The sequence below is a fragment of the Verrucomicrobiia bacterium genome (genome assembly GCA_036268055.1).
GTDB lineage: Bacteria > Verrucomicrobiota > Verrucomicrobiia > Limisphaerales > Pedosphaeraceae > DATAUW01.
In genome coordinates, this window is the sequence record DATAUW010000013.1 from 286,705 (window position 1) to 304,341 (window position 17,637).

General features: G+C 53.4%; 16 protein-coding genes. 6 read left to right on the forward strand and 10 right to left on the reverse strand.

Going from position 1 to position 17,637, the window contains the following annotated elements; all coding sequences use genetic code 11:
• The first annotated feature begins 159 nt into the window (after positions 1–159).
• Positions 160–969 carry a TatD family hydrolase gene (locus VH413_08140; GenBank protein ID HEX3798656.1) on the forward strand — a complete coding sequence of 270 codons (810 nt, stop codon included), beginning with the start codon at positions 160–162 and terminating at the stop codon, positions 967–969.
• An 18-nt stretch (positions 970–987) separates the two neighbouring features.
• On the opposite strand, the gene VH413_08145 is transcribed toward VH413_08140, so the two are convergent.
• On the reverse strand, positions 988–3,006 hold the full coding sequence (locus VH413_08145; GenBank protein ID HEX3798657.1) for an adenylate/guanylate cyclase domain-containing protein: 2,019 nt from the start codon (positions 3,004–3,006) through the stop codon (positions 988–990).
• A 132-nt stretch (positions 3,007–3,138) separates the two neighbouring features.
• On the opposite strand from VH413_08145, the gene VH413_08150 reads away from it, so the two are divergent.
• On the forward strand, positions 3,139–4,629 hold the full coding sequence (locus VH413_08150; protein ID HEX3798658.1) for an amino acid permease: 1,491 nt from the start codon (positions 3,139–3,141) through the stop codon (positions 4,627–4,629).
• On the opposite strand, the gene VH413_08155 is transcribed toward VH413_08150, so the two are convergent.
• On the reverse strand, positions 4,630–5,157 hold the full coding sequence (locus VH413_08155; protein ID HEX3798659.1) for a hypothetical protein: 528 nt from the start codon (positions 5,155–5,157) through the stop codon (positions 4,630–4,632).
• 115 nt (positions 5,158–5,272) lie between these two features.
• On the opposite strand from VH413_08155, the gene VH413_08160 reads away from it, so the two are divergent.
• Entirely contained in the window at positions 5,273–6,655 is a 1,383-nt protein-coding gene (locus VH413_08160) for a POT family MFS transporter (GenBank protein HEX3798660.1), read from the forward strand.
• Between the two features lie 124 nt (positions 6,656–6,779).
• A complete protein-coding gene (locus VH413_08165) occupies positions 6,780–7,019 on the forward strand; it encodes a hypothetical protein (protein ID HEX3798661.1) in 240 nt (79 codons plus the stop codon).
• Between the two features lie 63 nt (positions 7,020–7,082).
• On the opposite strand, the gene VH413_08170 is transcribed toward VH413_08165, so the two are convergent.
• Positions 7,083–7,805, reverse strand: coding sequence for a YebC/PmpR family DNA-binding transcriptional regulator (locus tag VH413_08170; protein HEX3798662.1), 723 nt, complete (start codon positions 7,803–7,805; stop codon positions 7,083–7,085).
• Positions 7,806–7,913: 108 nt separating this feature from the next.
• Between VH413_08170 and rnr the strand changes: the two genes are divergently transcribed.
• A complete protein-coding gene (gene rnr, locus VH413_08175) occupies positions 7,914–10,076 on the forward strand; it encodes a ribonuclease R (GenBank protein ID HEX3798663.1) in 2,163 nt (720 codons plus the stop codon).
• A 19-nt stretch (positions 10,077–10,095) separates the two neighbouring features.
• Here rnr and VH413_08180 read toward each other — a convergent pair whose 3' ends face one another.
• Genes VH413_08180 through lepB form a run of 4 tightly spaced genes read right to left on the reverse strand, consistent with a single transcriptional unit; the run spans position 10,096 to position 12,242 of the window.
• Positions 10,096–10,491 (reverse strand): VOC family protein, encoded by a 396-nt coding sequence (locus VH413_08180; protein ID HEX3798664.1) that lies wholly within the window; start codon positions 10,489–10,491, stop codon positions 10,096–10,098.
• Positions 10,492–10,550: 59 nt separating this feature from the next.
• The gene (locus tag VH413_08185) at positions 10,551–11,156 is read right to left on the reverse strand and encodes a DNA-3-methyladenine glycosylase (GenBank protein ID HEX3798665.1); all 606 of its coding nucleotides are present in this window, start codon (positions 11,154–11,156) and stop codon (positions 10,551–10,553) included.
• Between the two features lie 9 nt (positions 11,157–11,165).
• Complete coding sequence (locus tag VH413_08190) at positions 11,166–11,669, reverse strand: hypothetical protein (GenBank protein ID HEX3798666.1); 504 nt, start codon at positions 11,667–11,669, stop codon at positions 11,166–11,168.
• Positions 11,670–11,696: 27 nt separating this feature from the next.
• Positions 11,697–12,242 carry a signal peptidase I gene (lepB, locus tag VH413_08195; protein HEX3798667.1) on the reverse strand — a complete coding sequence of 182 codons (546 nt, stop codon included), beginning with the start codon at positions 12,240–12,242 and terminating at the stop codon, positions 11,697–11,699.
• A gap of 158 nt (positions 12,243–12,400) precedes the next feature.
• On the opposite strand from lepB, the gene VH413_08200 reads away from it, so the two are divergent.
• A complete protein-coding gene (locus tag VH413_08200) occupies positions 12,401–13,348 on the forward strand; it encodes a rhomboid family intramembrane serine protease (protein HEX3798668.1) in 948 nt (315 codons plus the stop codon).
• A gap of 155 nt (positions 13,349–13,503) precedes the next feature.
• Here VH413_08200 and VH413_08205 read toward each other — a convergent pair whose 3' ends face one another.
• The 3 genes from VH413_08205 to VH413_08215 all read right to left on the reverse strand — a co-directional run bounded on the left by VH413_08205 (position 13,504) and on the right by VH413_08215 (position 17,560).
• Positions 13,504–13,689 (reverse strand): hypothetical protein, encoded by a 186-nt coding sequence (locus VH413_08205; GenBank protein HEX3798669.1) that lies wholly within the window; start codon positions 13,687–13,689, stop codon positions 13,504–13,506.
• 104 nt (positions 13,690–13,793) lie between these two features.
• Positions 13,794–14,426, reverse strand: a complete 633-nt coding sequence (locus VH413_08210) for a response regulator transcription factor (GenBank protein HEX3798670.1) — start codon at positions 14,424–14,426, stop codon at positions 13,794–13,796.
• A 77-nt stretch (positions 14,427–14,503) separates the two neighbouring features.
• Entirely contained in the window at positions 14,504–17,560 is a 3,057-nt protein-coding gene (locus VH413_08215; GenBank protein HEX3798671.1) for a two-component regulator propeller domain-containing protein, read from the reverse strand.
• Positions 17,561–17,637: the final 77 nt, after the last annotated feature.

Below are 17,637 nucleotides of genomic sequence, written 5' to 3' on the forward strand. Positions count from 1 at the left end.
TTAAGATTGCGTTTAGTTGATCTTGGTCTCCGCAAAATCTATTGAAAGCATGCGGTCACTGGCAAGCCGTTTATTTGCCCCGCTTAAAATCACGAATTGCGGATTTCGCCAAACCACATCACATTATCGCGCCGGCCCGGCGCCGGACATCATATACACATGGCAATTTTTTACGATACCCACGCGCACTTGGATTATCCCGATTATGCGGAAGACTTGCCGCAGGTGATTGAACGCGCCGCGGCGGCTGGCATCACCAAAATCATCGCCATCGGCACGGACCTTGAAAGCAGCGCGCGCGCGGTCAAACTTGCCGAACAATTTCCCGCGATTTATGCGGCGGTCGGCTGGCATCCGACCAATGTGCTCGAAGCTCCTGACGACATTCGGCCCGCGCTCCGCAAATACGCGAAACATCCGCGAGTCGTCGCCATCGGCGAAACCGGGCTCGACTATCATCATCTGCCCAGCGAAAACCCCGAGGCCACCACTGCCAATGACGCCCATTATAAACAAAAGCAGGCCGCGATTTTTCAGCAACAACTCGAAGTGGCTGCGGAGTTCGGTTTGAATTGCGTCGTGCATCAGCGCAGCGCGCTCGAAGACACGCTTTCACAAATGCAGCCGTTCGCCGGGCGCGTGCGGGGAGTTTTTCACTGCTTCGTGGATGACGCGGTGGCGATGCGGCGCATCGTCGCGATGGGTTCGCTGGTGAGTTTCACGGGAATCATCACTTTCAAAAATGCGCAGAGCGTTCGCGATACCGCCGCCGTCACGCCGCTCGATCAATTCATGCTGGAAACCGACGCGCCCTATCTTGCACCCGTGCCATATCGCGGCAAACGCTGTGAATCCGGTTACGTGAAAGAAATCGCGGAAGTCGTGGCCAAGGCCAAAGGATGTTCGCTGGAAGAATTAAGCGCGGCTACGTGCGCAACGGCGCAAAAGTTTTTTCCAAAGCTCCGCTGATGCGCGATTCGGCGGTAATTATTTTTCCTTCAGTTCGATTTCGCCCTTCCAATCATCCGGCAGCGGATGATCCCGAATTTCGGCGATAAACTTCAAATAGAATTTCGATGGCCCGTCCTTTGGGTTGATTTCCAGCACGCGATGAAACGCCATTTCAGCCGCAACGAAATCCTTTTTCACAAATAGTTCCAACGCTTTCGCGAACGCGTCATCCAGCGTTTTGTGAGCTTCGGCCACGCTGACCTGCCCGACCAATTCGTAAACGGCCACCGTTTTCTCGAAACCCTTCAGTTGAAAATCGCCGAGGAACCGCGTGTGCAATCGCCCGGAAATTCCGCTTTGAGTATCCGCGGTAATCAACACCTCAGTGCCCAGGTATTTATTCAAGCCTTCCATGCGGGCAGCGAGATTGATGTTTTCGCCAATAGCGGTGTAGTCCACGCGCGCCGTGCTGCCGAAGTTGCCGACGTTCGAGACACCCGTATGCAAACCGATGCGCGTGATCAGCGGATGTTCCTTGATGTATTGCTTGGGCTGGTCGCGAAAACGCAACGCCGCCTCGCACGCGCGCATGGCGTGATCCACCTGCGAGTCTGGCGCATTCCAAAAAGCAAAAATCGCGTCGCCGATGTATTTGACAATCGTCCCATCGGTTTTGTGAATGCAGTCAGAAACCGCCGATTCAAAATACCGGTTCATCAACGCCGCAAGGTCATCTGAATCCATCCCTTCCGAGATGGAAGTAAAACCCGCGATGTCGCTAAACAAGGCCGTGAGTAATTGCTTTTTCGCGCCCGGTTTCAAAATGTCCTTCTCGCTGGAAAATTTCTTCACCAGCTTTGGTGAGAGATACATGCGGAGAGATTCCTCAAAGAGACGGTTCTGGACGTAGAGTTGGACGGAGTTGTAAACAACCGAAGATAAAAGAGCGATTGGGATTTGCACGCCTACGATGACCAGCCAAAAAACGAGCAGGTGTTGGCGTGAAAATAAAAAATAACTGATCGCGAGAACAATTACCGAAATTACTGCGGCCATTCCAACCGCCGGGAGAGGACGATACTGGGCAAGTCCAAATCCAATTATAAGACCTAGAATAATGACTAACCATTCCTGATACGGAACGGTCGAAATCCAGTCCCCACGAATCAGGTTTAAGCAAGCCGTCGCTTGAATTTCAACTCCTGGGATGAAACGGTTATTGGCTAACCAAAAGGAATACGGGGTCGAGTATTCATCTTTCCGATCACCACCAAATTTTGTCGAAACCCGCGAACCGACGAATACGACTTTATTGCTGAAATATCCTCTCGGCACGGCGTCATCAAGTGTTTGCGGGTCGAGGACACGAAAATAGCTGACGCTCGGAATTGTCAATGGTGGGCCGTAATAATTGATCCAACGATCCCGGTCGGAAGCTTTTTCTTTTTTAGTAACCGCTGCTCCAGCCATATTGGCGGTGACCCAACTTATTCCCAAAATTTGCTCATCAGGATCCACCCGGAGATGCTTTCGAACCACCAGATCATCATCCGCCGGAATTTCTGCTGACCCAATCGCCGAGTTCGTTTTAGAAAACATGTCGTATGGCGGGACATAACTCCTTCCATACACACTTCTGCCCACTGCCGTGATGACACAATCTGCGGCTAATACAACTTTGCCATTAGATTCAATCGCGTCGGCAAAACTTTGGTCAGCCGCAGGATCCCGGCCCGGATCGCTAAAGACAATGTCAAAGGTAACCGCTTTCGCATGATCAGCTTTCAAGTAATCGAGCAATTTTGCGTGAAGTGCGCGATTCCATGGCGCGTTTTCTGGCTGTTTTAAGTTCGCGTAAGACTCATCATCCATGTAAATCATGCGCATCTCGTCCGTTGCGATATATGGACGCAAGGCAATGAGAAAATCGTAACTCCGATTTTTGAGTCCCTGTCCGATTTGAAAATGCTCGAACAATAGTCCAAACAGCACTGCCAACACGGCTCCCACAACACCACCCAGACGAAGCTGCCGAAGTTTGTCAAAAAGATTCACAAGTTGGATTGGAATTTATTGCTCAGCAATTCGAGAACGATAGTTAATCCAGTTTGATAATAGAAGCTTAGAATAATCCCCCTTGCCCTCCCCTTCCCTCGCTCGTTACGCTGCCGCGCATTGAAAACGGATTTGCCAGCCAGCGACCCGTCCGGCAGCCCTGCCGATTCTCGCGCTGCCAACGCCGGTTTGGTTCCCGCGCTCGGTTTGTTTACCACTACGATGATGGTCATCGGCGGCGTCATTGGGTCGGGGATTTTTCGCAAGGCGGGTGTCATGGCGGGCGAAGTGGGCTCGCCGACGCTGTTGCTCGGCGTCTGGTTTATCGCGGGCATCATCACTTTGTTCGGCGCGCTGACGAATGCCGAGATCGCGAGCATCATTCCCGAGACCGGCGGCCAATATATTTATTTCGAGCGAATGTTCGGTTCGTTCTTTGCGTATCTTTACGGGTGGGCGGTTTTCGCGGTGATTCAAACCGGTTCCATCGCGGCGGTCGCCTATGTGTTTGCGGAATATGCGACTCAATTTGTTAAACTCCCCGAATTCACGCCAGCGGTCGCGGCTTTCTCGATTCATTTTCCGTTTATCGGTGACGTCGCGCCGCTCGCGGATATTGGCGTCAAAGGCGTCGCAGCTGCTCTCGTCATTGGGCTTACGGCAATCAATTACATCGGCGTGCGTTTTGGCGGCGCGGTACAAAATATTTTTACCGTGGCGAAAGTTGCCGCGATGGCCGTGCTTTTTCTTGGCGCATTCCTGCTGCCCACCGGCGGCAGCGTCGCGAACCTCACCACTAATAGCGTCATCATTCATCCACGCGGAGTCGAATTGGCCGCCGCCATCGCCGCCGCGATGCAGGGAGCGTTTTGGGCTTATGACGGCTGGAATAAAATCACCTACATCGCCGGAGAAGTGAAACAACCGCAACGAAATATTCCGCTAAGTCTGGGCATCGGCATGCTGGCCGTCATGGGCATCTACATGTTGATCAACCTCGCGTATTCGTATGTGCTACCCATTGACGTGATGGCGCATTCCAAACTCGTCGCGGCGGACGTCGCTGAAAAATGTTTTGTGAGCGGCGGACGCTGGATTGCCGCGGCGGTCATGGTCTCGACCTTTGGCACCGCCAACGCCACCATCCTGGCCAGCGCGCGGGTTTATTTTTCGATGTCGCGGCGAAATGTTTTCCCGAAATTTTTAGGCAATGCGCATCCGAAATTTCACACACCCGCCGCGTCGCTGGTCATCCAGGGCGTTTGGAGCGTGCTGCTGCTTTTCAGCGGCACGTTTGACACCCTTACGGACACGCTGATTTTTGTGAGTTGGATTTTCTACGCGGTGGGCGCATACGGAGTTTTTGTCATGCGCCGCAAGCTGCCGAATACCCCGCGTCCCTATCGCGTGCCGGGCTACCCGTGGGTTCCGTGGATTTTTATTATCTTCGCAACGGTCTATCTGATCTTCACGGTTATCAATGACGTGGCGAATTACAACGCCGCCGTCGCTGCAGGCAAACCCGCAATCATCAATTCCGCTTTCGGGCTCGTGCTCGTGCTGATCGGCACGCCGATTTATTGGTTCTACCGCTCAAAATCGGCGTCCGCTCGAAGCAAATGATTACTGGACGATTTTTACCTGCTCAGGTTTATCGAGAACGATTTCGGCGGAGTCGCGATACTTAATGAATTTGCCCGTCACGACGACTTCTTTGCCAACGAGATTTGTGAGTGCAGGAAAATTGGTAAAATTCGCACCCTTTAAAATAGCGGTCAACGCGGTGCGATAGTTCTCATCAAACTCGACAATCGCCAACCCGCGTGGCTCAAATACTTTTGCCACCATGCCTTTGAACGCACCGTCCTTGTCCACCATTTTCAAAGCGTCAGCCAGCGCATGTGCGTCAACTGCCGATTTATATTGATCATCCGTTTTCGCAATTTTGCCGAAACTGGCGGTGGTTGAGGCCACATCCGCCTGGGTAGGCTTTGCGGGCTTCTTCGGTGCGCTGTCAGCTTTGTCAGAGGTGTTAGTTTTACTTTGAGTGGTTGAACTTGCCGCAGGTTCATCGGCAAATGAAATCGTCACCGCTGCCATCAATGTTGCCACGCCCAGCGCGAGAGTTTTAACCTTAATATTGGTCATCATCGTATGTTATTAGACCCGCGCAGTTAGTAATTCAAGCCCGATTGCCTTGGCATGCGACTTCGTTGTGCGCAAATATAGCTGACGTCGCCGAGCTTTCCTGCTAACAACAAGCCGCGTGAGCACAACCGAATCAACCGTCCCCTCTGGCACAAAATCCAAATATCTCACCGCGCCGGTTCCAACTACGAAAATGCCGCCGGGCATTCCGTACATCATCGGCAACGAAGCCGCAGAGCGTTTCAGCTTCTACGGCATGCGCACGATTCTCGTCATTTTCATGACGAAATATCTGGTGGACGCGCAGGGCCACGCCGATCGCATGACCGACACGCAGGCGCGCGAGTGGTTTCACTTGTTCGTGGCGGCGGTGTATTTTTTCCCACTGATTGGCTCCATCGTTGCGGATGTTTTCTTTGGAAAATATCTCACGATTCTCTGGCTCTCGATTGTTTACTGCCTCGGGCATTTCGCGCTTTCGCTCAACGACACTCGACTGGGATTGATGATCGGCCTTTCACTCATCGCCATTGGCTCCGGCGGCATCAAGCCGTGTGTCTCCGCCAATGTCGGAGACCAATTTGGTGAGCATAACCGGTATTTGCTGGCGCGTGTTTACATGTGGTTTTATCTGGCGATCAATATCGGTTCCGCGATCTCGATGTATTGGGTACCGATTGAATTGCGGACCGCCGGCTCGCATGTCGCCTTTGGCATTCCGGGAATTTTGATGCTGATCGCAACCATCATTTTTTGGATGGGACGGAAAAAATTCGTGCATGTTCCTCCTGCGGGAATCAGGAAGCTCGGCGAAGTTTTCAGTTTGGAGAATCTAAAGGCGCTCGCTGGCTTGATGCCGATTTATGTGGTGATCGCGGTATTTTGGTCGCTCTACGACCAATGCAGTTCAGCGTGGGTGCAGCAGGCCGAGCACATGGACTTGCATTTCTTTGGACTCAAATGGACGGCGGACCAGTTCCAGATTCTTAATCCGATTCTCGTTCTGATTTACGTGCCGCTGTTTTCGTCGGTCATTTATCCAACGGTGAATCGTTTTTACAAACTGACGCCGCTGCGCAAGATGTCCATCGGTTTCTTTTTTACTTTTTGTTCGTTTGTGGTTCCCGCTTACGTCGAGATGTTGATCAGCGCGGGACAGAAGCCGACGATTGGCTGGCAAGTGCTTGCTTACATGTTTCTGATGGCGTCGGAGGTCATGGTATATGCCACCGGACTGGAATTTTCCTACACGCAAGCGCCGAAGAAAATGAAATCCATGATCATGGCATTATTTTTAGCGACCAACACGGCCGGGAATTTGTTCACTGCCGCGGTGAATCACTTCATCCAAAATCCCGACGGCAGCAGCAAACTGACCGGGGCGAATTACTATTTATTTTTCGCGGGATTGATGTTTATCGCGGCGATTGCCTTCATTTTTATCGCGATGACTTATCGGGGAAAGACGTTCATTCAGGACGAAAAACCAGCGGCGGCATAAACGAGATCATCGGGGAATTGTAAGCTTTTTCAGTAAAAATGCGCCATCATTGAATATTTTTGCAATTAATGTGTCATATATACAGAAGCGCGGCTAAAATGCCGCGAACAGGATTTCTAAATCTATGAAGTTAAAGACCACCACACCATTGACGACGCTGGTCAAGGGCCAGCTCTGGAAAACTGAAAAAGGCCATGTGGAAATCATGGAAGTCGGCAAAACCCTCACGCATTATCGGTTATTTCAAAATCAAAAACGCGTGCCTACGAGCCTGGGACGCATTCAAATGGTCCAGGATTATTTGAAAAATAACCAGGCCAAGCTGGTCAAGAATACGCGGCTGGTGAAGGCGAAGGCGGCTTAAAAATGATAGCCCGCGGTCATAAACCGCCGCTATAGTTGGGACTGAGACCCTAAACAGACGCGATTACTTGATTGCTGCGTACACACGATGAACGTCATCGTGTTCGTCCAATGCGTTCAGAAAGTCCCCGACTTCCTTCTTTTGAGCTTCGTTGAGTTCCACGTAGTTTTTGGCAAGGTAACTCATTTCGGAAGCGGTCACGGTCCATTGGGCGGCCTTCAAATATTTTGAGACGGCATCGAGGCTCGTGGGGTGGCAAAGGAAACGCGCGCCGATGCGGCCTTCGGGGACGTCTTCGCCAGTCAAGGGTTGAACCTCCTCCGCGCCGGCCTCGATTGCGGCGGCTTCGATGTCCTGCGTCGTGTCAGCGTGATTGGCTTCCACGATTCCCCAGCGGTCGAACATGAAAGCGACGCTTCCCGGAGCGCCGAATTGTCCGGCCTTGAATAATTGCCGGATTTCCGGCGCGGTGCGATTGCGGTTGTCCGTCAGGCATTCGACAATGACCGGCACTTTTCCCGGCGCAAAACCCTCGTACGCCACCGTCTCGTAAGTCACTTTCTCGTCGAGCAATCCCGCGCCCTTTTTGATTGCGCGCTCGATGGTATCCCGCGGCACGGAATGTTTTTTTGCGGCTTCAACGGCCACCCAAAGCCGCGCGTTGTTCTCGGGATGCGGATCCCCGAGTTTCGCCGCGACCAAAATTTCTTTGACCAGTTTGCCGATCATCGCGCCGCGCTTGGTGGAGTTTGCCACCCGCCCGGCCTGTTTCCATTGTGCGCCCATAGGACGGGTAATTTATCGCGAACGCGGCGTGAGTTCAAGGAGAGCTTCGATTTACTGCATGCTTTTTATCGTGTGATTTCGCGGTTCGCGGGTTAGCGTAATGGCGACATGGAAGACAAGGTCTTGAAATTACTCAGCCAGCCGCAATACACGCCACTCAACGTGCCGGAGTTATTGCGCGCACTCGGGTTGGCTCGCAATCAGCAGCAGGCCCTTCAAAAAACTCTCGCCGCACTCGAACGCTCCGGACGCATCGCCCGCATGAAAGGCAATCGCTTCGGGCGCGCCACGGATGCCGATCTAGTGCCCGGATGCATCCGCATCAATCGCCAGGGCAAAGGTTTTTTGGAAGCCGATGATCCCAAGGCGCCGGAAATTGTCGTGCCCGGTTTTGCCACGTCCACGGCGATGAACGGCGACCGCGTGCTCGTGCGGCGAGATGTGCCGCGGCAAGGTCGTGGATCGCAGCCACCGGGAGAAGTCACGGGCAAGGTGATTCGCATCCTTGAACGCCAGCGTACCCAACTTGTCGGCACGTTGCAGCGTGGCGCACAATTTCTCTACGTGATCCCCGATGACCCGCGCCTTCCGCACGATATTTACGTGCCGACACCCAAGGATGTTGGCCGTCAGCCAAATTTGGGCGACAAGGTGGTGGTGGAATTGCATGAATGGAAATCGCCGAATACAAATCCCGAAGGTGAAATCATTGAAGTGCTCGGCGCGCCGGATGAAGAAGGCGTGGACATGCTGTCCGTCCTGCGTCAATACAATCTGCCGCTGCATTTTCCGAAAAAAGTTTTGCAGGAAGCACGCGCGAATGGCACAGAGGTAAGCGCGCAGGATTTAACTGGCCGCACTGATTGTCGTACGCATCAAGTGGTGACGATTGATCCTGATGACGCCAAGGATTTTGACGATGCCATTTGCCTCCGGCCCGCGCCCAATCAGCAATGGAAACTCTGGGTGCACATCGCCGACGTTTCTCATTACGTCAAACCCGGTACGCCGCTCGACGCGGAGGCCCTCAAACGCGGCAATTCCACGTATCTTGTTGACCGCGTCATTCCGATGCTGCCTGAAGCCTTGAGCAATGAACTTTGTTCGCTCAAGCCGAACGTGGATCGCCTGACCAAGTGCGTCGAATTTCTTTTGTCCGCCGAAGGCCAGGTATTGCGGGCAAATTTTTACCCGGCAGTCATTCGCTCGCAATGCCGCTTTACTTATCGCGAAGTTCTGGCGGTTCTACAACGCGCGCCGGTTGGCCCCGTCGAAAAAATGGTTCACGATGCCAATCAGATGGCGCAACGCATCCGCCGCGCCCGCATGAAGGCCGGCTCGTTGGAACTGGATTTTCCTGAAAGCAAGATTCGCCTCGATGAAAGCGGAAAGGTCACCCGCATCGAAAAAATAGAGAATGATATTTCACATCAACTTATCGAGGAATACATGCTCCTCGCTAATGAGGCGGTCGCGGGACGCTTGATGGCGCTGAATCGCCCGGCAGTCTATCGCATCCACGAACCGCCCGATGACAAACGGCTTCAGGAATATCGCCAGGACGTGCTCAGTCATCACATTGCTTGTGGAAATTTGAGCAACCGGCTCGAAGTCCAAAAACTGTTGCAAAAGCTTTCCACACTGCCTATCGGCCAGGCTTTGAAAATCGGGTTTTTGAAATCGCTCATGCGGGCGCGCTATGCGGTGGAACCACTCGGGCATTACGGTCTCGCGAAAAAGAAATATACGCATTTCACTTCACCGATTCGCCGTTACGCGGACCTGGTGGTGCATCGGGCACTTTTTCAAAAGCCCGGACAGCCGATTGCAAGTCAATCGCTCGCGGAAGTTACGGCGCGCATTTCGGATACTGAGCGCAATTCCGCCGATGCCGAGCGCGACAGCAAAGACGTCAAGTTGTTTGCCTTTTTGAGCAAGCAACTGGAATCCGGCCAGCCGCTGCGTTATCCCGCGCTGGTCACGGACGTCCGCAATTTCGGTTTTTTCGTGGATGTGAGCGGACTGGCCATGAGCGGATTGGTTCCGCTTTCGACCCTGGCGGACGATTTCTTTCAATTCGACACGAACCGGAATCAGTTGGTCGGGCGGCGGACGCGCCGCGTTATCAAGCTCGGAGACCAGGTCGAAGTGCAGGTTGCCAAAGTGGATCGTTTCAAGAAGCAGGTGGATTTCCGGCTCGCGGGAACGGCGAGGGCTTCGACGGAATCTTTTTCAAAACCGCGCCGGGATAAATTTCAGCGGCGTCGTTAAGCCAAAGACCTGTCTGAAGTTACATATGAAACACATTCCACTTGTGCCCATCCGGGTCGGCAAACACAAAGCCATAATAACCTTCACCAAATGCTTCCGGCTTGCCAAATATCCGGCCGCCGGCGTGCTTCACTTCCATGGCCCATTGGTCTGCCTCTTCCCGGCTGTCGGCCCAAAGAGTAAAGATGATCTCATTTCCTTTGCTCAAGTCAGCCAGGTTGCCTTTAAGGGCTTGCTTTAAGGATTCATTTAAAAAGAAATTGATCACAAACTCATCATCGCCAAACAGAAAACTGGTAAGCTCTGGTGAACGGTCATAACCTCTATTGGGCTTAAATCCCAGTGTCTCATAAAATTTCCGGGTTATGTTCACATCCTTCACGGCGAAATTGCCCCATATTTTTTTCGGTCTCATGATCTGGTTTAGTTTATGTTTATGTTAAAGTCGGGCCAAAAGAATTGAACCACATCCTCTCAATCCAGGGAACGCCACAAATACCATGCGGCGAACGAACGATACGGACGCCATTTTTCGCCGTGCTTCAATAGTTCGGCAGCGCTGGGCAAATCTTTTAGATTGTACGTAACCGCAAAACCCTTGCGCACGCCGTAATCCGTCACCGGCAAAATATCCTGCCGGCCCAGCTTGAACATCAGCAGCATCTCAACGGTCCACGGGCCAACGCCGCGAATGGTGGTAAGTCGCTCGATGATGGCGGCATCTTCCATCCGTGCAATCGCGCGCGAGGTGGGAACCACGCCGCCGAGAGTTTTGGCGGCGATGTCTTTGATCGCGGCAATCTTGGCGCGCGACAATCCGGCTCCGCGCAATTTTTCATCGGAGGTGGCGATCAAATCCTCGGGAGACGGAAAGCGTTTGCCGGGATAAAGCGCTTTCACGCGGCCAAAAATCGTCGCGGCGGCTGTGCCGTTGAGCTGTTGATGCGTCACTGAACGCACAAGGGCTTCAAAAGGACTGCGGCGTTTGTCGGGTTTCCACAGGCAGGGGCCGATTTTTTTTATCAGGCGCGCGAGAACCTTGTCGGCCTGGGAAAGATGTTGGATGGCGGCTTCGCTCACGGAAAACTTTCAGGGCTTCAAAGTTTTGATCGTTTCCACGCGCGTGATGAGCCACGAGCCGCCATCGCTTTTTTTCAAAGTGAATTTAAGTTCCTGCACGATCAAGTCACTCTCAGTGGAGACTTTGGCCTTCAATGTCAGGTCCACCAGCGCCGAGTCATTTCCCGCGCCCATCTCAATGTTCATGTCCAAAAACTCGGCCTTGAGACCACCGGCAAAACGCTTGGTCAGAGCCGCGGCCTGCATCAGTTCTTCGCGATTGCTAAAAGTGTGGGATTCGTAACCGGGAATATCCACGACCACTTGCACGTCCCGCGCGAACAATGTTCCGAGCCGTTCCACATTGGCCATGCGGCTGAGGTTGCCGTCACTCGGCGAAAATGAAGCGAGCCGCGCGACTTTATTAAGGTGATTGCGGACGGCTTGTTGGGGATTGGGAAAGAGAACCGTGTAAAGCCAGAAACCGGCGCCGACAGCAATCAGCAGCACCACGAGCGAAAAAACTTTTTTCATAGCAAAGCTGCCGCGGCAATCCCCAATTTATGTTGCTCCTGGCAACAGAATTTTCCCAATGATGCGTTCACGTTGCGCAGCGCCTTTTTCGTGGTACTCGAAGGGCATGGAACGATTATCGCCGACGACGTAATATTCCCGGGGGCCAAGCTGCTTAGGCGGCGACTCCCAATCGGTGCTCGGAAATTTGAGATACGGTTCATCAAGTGGCTTGCCATTAATGTAGATAGTGCCGCCGGAAAAAGCAATGGATTCACCCGGCATCCCGACGATGCGCTTCACATACATGACGTGATTTCCCGAAAAACGGATGCCCACGACATCGCCCCGCTTTGGCTCGCTGCGAAGATAGGCAAGGCGATTGATGAAGTTGATCTGGCCGTTGCGATAGGTCGGATACATGCTCGGGCCGGTGATGCGGACCGGGTAGAGCACGAAGCTGAAAATTAAAAATGCCACCAGCGCGAAACCAATCAATAGGCCCAGCCTTATCAAGGTCCGGTCCGGGCGCCGGCCGATAACGATGGCCAGCAGCCACCCTGAAATTCCCCTCGTGTTTGTTTCGCCTGCCATAGTAGCCTGACTCAATGCCAGCGCCTAAGATAGCTAACCGTGAATCCCGCCAAAAGCAAGCCGCCATATAAGTAATATGTCAGTTTGAACTGATACATTTCCCGCCGGAAAGTGTTTATTGTTTCGCCGGATTCAATTTGCGTTTAGTGTGAGCCGATATGCGAATGATCGGTCATGTGGACGGGGAAGCGAAGGCGCGCACGTTCAGCGATTACCTGTACGCGCAGGGAATCGAGAATCAAATCGAAGCGGAAAAAGAAAATTCGTGGTCCGTGTGGATCCACGCCGAGGAGCAACTGGCCCAGTCTCGCGAATTATTGCAGCGGTTCACCGAACAACCTTCCGACCCAGTCTTCCAGACGGTTGCCCGCGGCGCGAAGGGTTTGCGCGATCAGAAACAGAAGGAGCAAGCCGCGTGGGAAAAGCGTCTCAAACAGCGCCGGGATCTTTTTCGTCCCATGGCGGCTTACGGATTTGGCCCGGTGACGTTCATTCTTATCGTCATGTGCGTGATCGTGATGATTGCCAGTTATACTCGCGGCAGTTTTGTTTTGAATGCGCTGACGATCAGTGAACAGGACATCGTTGATGCCCACGTCATTGGGATTTGGGCGGCGCTCCACGAACGGCTTCAATTAATCACGGTGGTGCTGCCGGAAATCCGGCATGGACAAATCTGGCGATTGGTCACACCGATTTTTATTCACTTCGGCATCCTGCACATTTTTTTCAACATGCTTTGGCTGCGCGATCTGGGCAGCATGGTCGAAGGGCGGCAAAGCAGTTTGGTATTGGTGGCGCTGGTTTTGGGGATCGCGATTCTTTCCAATCTTGCGCAATACTTCGTCAGCGGAATCGGATTTGGCGGGATGTCGGGGGTCGTTTACGGACTGCTCGGGTATATTTGGATAAGAGGAAAATTGGACCCCGGTTCGGGACTTTTTTTGCATCCAAGCACGGTGACCTTGATGCTGATTTGGTTTGTGGCTTGTTACACCGGACTGCTTGGCTCGGTTGCCAATACCTGCCATGCGGCTGGTCTGCTGGCCGGGATGGCGTGGGGTTATCTATCGAGTCTGCGCCATAACCCGGGCGGGCGGCGCTGATCTTTGGCGGCCAAGGAACTGGCTCAGAACGAGACAGTCACTGGAAACATTTTGAGGCAGACGGCGGACTTTAATTGAGCGATGGTTGCCATCAGCCGCGGCAACAGATTGCCACGGACACCATCGGCCCGCTTTGGCCTGCGCGCCAAATTGCCTTAGCGGCTGGAATCGCGGTTCACCAACTGGTTAAGCCAGTGGAAAGCCGGTTGCTTGGATTGCTTCCAATCATTCGCCGGGGCATGGACTTGCATACGCAAGGTCTGACCGGGAGTGACGGTGTTAACTTGCCAGAGTTCGCGCCAGTTGCGCAACGGATGGAGTGGTTCAGGACTAATTTTCATAATTTTTCAGATGAAATGCGGCTTGTCCTTCGGACGTTCGCCCCGCGGCCCTCGTCGCATTACCTGTCCTCATGAAACCATTTTTTGTGCCACGCCTTTGTAGGCTATTTGCGCAAATATTTTACCACTGCGTCCGTCCGGGAATGGACCTGAAGCTTGCTGTAAATATTCTTCAAATGCTTGCGCACCGTATCAATGCTGATGGAAAGCCGGTCGGCGATTTCCTTGTAAAGGCAGCCTTGTGATAGATGGTGCAACACCTCTTCTTCACGTTTGGAAAGCGTTGCCATCTCGTCCATTGGCGACAGTTGGTGAAAATGTTTTACCACCTTCCGCGCGATGTGGCTCGACATCGGCGAGCCGCCGGTATGCACCTCGCGGATGGCTTCGAGGACTTTTTCCGGCGGCGTGCTTTTTACCATATAACCGCAGGCGCCGGCCACGAGCGCTTCAAAAACCTGGTCACTGTCCTCGTACACTGTAAACATTAAGACCAGTATGCCCGGTTGCAGCGCCTTCAATTTTCCCATGCACTGGATTCCATTCATCGCGGGCAGGTTGATGTCCATGAGCACCACCGAAGGCTGGCGGTCGGGGATTTCTTTCAAGGCTTCCTCGGCCGACCCGTAGGCGCCGAGGCAGGCGAATCCCGGCGCGTCCTGCAAATAGTTGAACACGCTTTCACGCAGCTCCGTATCGTCCTCGACGACGCAGACCGTTATGTTGGTTTCGCTCATTGCCCATTGAAATTAATTAACTGCGCCCCGGCACGCAACTACATGGATTGGGGACAAGCTGGCGATTTGTTTTCGTTTCACGATTCCACCCCGCCTTTCAGATAGACGGTAAAGGTGATCTTCGTCCCCCGCCCTGCTCCGCTTTCGACCGCGCAACGTCCACCAATGGAATTCAATCGGTGCTCCATGTTGGTCAAGCCATTGCCGATGCGGGCAGTTCGTTCGGCCGTTGCCTGGCGGTCAAATCCGCGCCCATTATCCAAAATGGTCACCTCAAAAACTTCAGGCTGAACGGAGATTTTTACGGCAACGGTTGACGCGCCGGAATGCTTGAGAATGTTGTTCATAGCTTCCTTCGCCGCCAAAAGAATATTGTGGCGTACGTCAGTTCCGAGGCGGCATGGTGGCAGTTCATCGGGAATGTCGAACTGGCAAAGTATCGGGCTGTTGTCAAAAAACTCGGTGGCATTGCGGCAAAGATACGTGGCGAGATGTTCCAGCGAATCGTTCGCCGGATTCACGGCCCACACGATTTCATCCAGGGCGCGGATCACGTCACGGGCGGTTTGCGACATTTTATCAATCTGCGGACCTGCTTCTTCTGGCAAAGCCAGTTTGCGTTTGGCCACGGCGCCCAGAAAAGAAATCTTGGTGAGCTTCGCGCCAATCTCATCGTGCATATCGCGCGCAATGCGGATACGTTCCTCCTCAATGGCGTGCTGCTTCTCCAGGCGTTGCACTTCGCGCTGCAAATTCCGCCGGGTAATTTGTTGCACCGTGCCGCCCGCCGCCGCAATCGCGAGAAACACGATGGCGCCCTTGAACCACCACGTTTGCCAAAAATGTGGCAGTAAAATAATAGCCACCGCCGCGCCGGTTTTGTTCCATACACCGTCATTGTTGCACGCCACCACGTCGAACTGATAAGTGCCCGGCGCAAGATTGTTATAATACGCAACGCGCCGCGTCACTTCAGTCCAGTCTGAATCAACTCCTTCCAGTTTGTATTTGAAAAGATTTTTCTCCGGCGCTTGCAGGCTGAGCGCCGTGTAATGGAATTCCAAGTCGCCGTGTCCCGGGGGAATTTGCAACTTCTGTGGTGATATCCGCGCATGCCGGTTCGCCGCCCGCACTGCGAAGGAATGTTTGTCGGCAATCACTTCTTCGATCAAGACCGCGGGAGGTTTGTCGTTGACCGTCAGGTCTTGGCTGGGGTCAGTGACCGTCAGCCCCTTTGCGGTGGCAAACCACAGACGGCCATCACGCCCTTTCCAACCAGACGGCTTCGCGATGCCGTTGCATTGTGCCGTCTCCATGCCGTCAGCTTTGTCGTAGGCGATGCAGGTGATGGGAGTTCCGTTTTTGCCGCACGCTTCGAGGTTTTGTTTGCTTACGCGATAGATTCCCCGGGAACAACTGATCCACAACCAACCGTGGTCGTCCTCGAGAATTTCAAACATCTCATCGCTGAACATTCCTTGCTTCGTAGTGTAAGTTGTAAGCTGGCCGTCTCGATATCGGCTCAAGCCCCTGCCGCCGGTGCCAATCCACAGATTATTTTCCGCGTCCTCGTAGAGTGAAATGATCGTTCGGTGCGACAGGTTTTGCTGCGCCGTCCAATTAACGAATTGGCCGTTCGTGCAATAATACAATCCATCGTTCGCGCCAACCCACAAAGTTCCGCTGTGATCTTCAAGGATGCAGCGAATGACATTTGTCTCCATCAGGCGTTCGTTCTTATTCCAAAGAATCAGTCCCGGGCTCGCGCCGAACCAAAGATCTCCCTCGCGGTCGCGATAGATCACACGCACGACGCGATCCATCAGCGCCTGTTCCTGGCTCCAGACGCGAGAGAACTCGCCGTCCGCCAGTCGAAAGGTCCCGCCCTCGTAATCCGTGCCGATCAAAAGACTGCCGTCGCGGTCTTCGTAAAGCGCAAGAATCAAATTGGACGTCAACCCATTCGAGTCGCCATTTTCCGAGGTGTGATTGATGATTTTATCGCCCTGCAGTTGTGACAATCCCCCGCCCCACGTGCTGATCCACACATTGCCTTTTTTATCTTCCAGCACGGACATGATATTATTATGCGCCAGACCCTGCTGGCGGGTGTAAGTAGTGAAACGCTTGATGCGTAATTGCTGCAACCCGTCGCGCGCGCCGATCCACATATCCCCCTCCGCATCCTCGGTGATGGCATTGACTTGATCGTAAAAACTTCCCTGGCTGTCCTTCTCCACAATGAATTTCCCATTCACCCATCGGCTCAACCCGCCGTAGGTTCCCACCCATAATTGCCCGCGGCGATCTTCAAAAAGCGTGGTGATATAATTATCCGCCAGCCCGTCCTTTTTTTGGTAGAGCGTCAATTCACCATTCTTCAGGCAATACAAACCTTCCGATAATCCCACCCACAAATTGCTCTGGCTGTCCTGAAAAATCACACGCACGGATTTATCAGCAAAACTATTTTCCATCGCGATGACGCCCTTGCGCCACACGTTCACTCCCCCGGCCGTGCCGATCATGACGCCGCCGTCCACTTCACAAAGCGAGCGCACCACATTGGTGCATAGCCCGTCCTTTTGCGTGAAGTGCGACCAGTTTCCATTTTGCCAGCGGAACAAACCGTCGAGAGTGCCGACCCAAAGCGAGCCGTCGTGCGTCTGCAAAATAGTGCGCACGGTATTGCCGCGCGTCTCGTTGCTTGGCCCGAAAAAAGTGAAAATGCCGTCGCGAAAAACCGTCAAGCCGCCGCCCGAAGTGCCGATCCACAGCGAGCCGTCACTGCTCTCGCATAACGCGGAAATGGAAGAGCTTTTCAGGCCGGGAGTATTTTGCGGATTGAAGACAGTAAACTGCGCGCCGTCGAATCGAGACAAACCTTTTAATGTGCCGACCCACAAATAGCCGTCGCGGGTTTGCGTCAAGGCTTGCACGGCATTTTGCGGCAGGCCTTCTTCCATCAGCCACGCGCGCGAACTGTATTGGACATTCGTGTTGGTTGATTCCTCACCCTGCGCCGAATGGGAAAACAGCGCCAGTATGACGATGGCCGCCAGCCAAAGGATGGAAGCCAGCCGACGCGCTCGGGAAAACAAATCATTGCCGACAAACCTCATGCCGTCATTCATCTAACCATTTTCGCGAGCGATAGGAAGCGGGAATTTTCCTTTGCCTTTGACCGCGCCGCAGGTTCTCAAATATTCTA